Source organism: Magnetospirillum sp. SS-4, from assembly GCF_902729425.1.
Classification (GTDB): domain Bacteria; phylum Pseudomonadota; class Alphaproteobacteria; order Rhodospirillales; family Magnetospirillaceae; genus Phaeospirillum.
Genome location: NZ_CACVCH010000007.1, coordinates 1 through 655, shown reverse-complemented (window position 1 = coordinate 655; position 655 = coordinate 1). Strand labels below are relative to the sequence as shown.

The window sequence follows — 655 nt, the reverse complement described above, 5'->3', positions numbered from 1 at the left end:
CATCTCCTAGATTGAATGGATTATGAACATGGCCTGATGAGCATACTGAATCGATAAATGAATGGTAAACGATTGATATAAAGGTATCGCATCCGTTTATGAATTTCGATAGGGTTCTGAGCGACGACAAGCCGTAGACATTGTGAAATTGGGGGCACAATGAGCCGAGAAAGTGGACACGACCAGTTTGCGGTTTTCGATGAGATTCGAGATGAATTTTTCGATGACGCCATGGAGCGGCTTCGTGCCCTTGAATTCGTTCTGGATAACGGCCGCCAAGGCCGGATCACCCGCTCGGAACTGATTGGAAACTTTCGGCGGCTCGCCCTGTATCTGCGTGGACAGGCGGCTGGATTTGGCTTGAACGCCCTCTGTGCTATGGCCCACAAGCTCGACGAATATCTTGCGGACGCCCCTGAAACGCTGCCTCCGCGAATCTGGGCCGATCTCGAAACCTATATCGATGAGTTATCTAAACAGGTTGGTAGTCGCGGCACAGAAATCCAGCCCGATTTCTCCCGACTCCCACAAAAACTTGCTTCAACGCTGGATGATATCGAGATCAGACGCATCGAAGTGATGCTGGTTGCTCCCCATGGGGCACAGTCGCATTTCGTTGAACGTGAACTTTGCCAATGTGGCTACAGAACCTCGG

The 655-nt window shown here is 50.8% G+C and carries 1 protein-coding gene; it reads left to right on the top strand.

From position 1 onward, the window contains the following. Positions 1–159: 159 nt before the first annotated feature. Positions 160–655 (top strand): Hpt domain-containing protein (locus MTBSS4_RS02955; protein WP_173981914.1); only part of this gene is annotated, 496 nt, incomplete at its 3' end.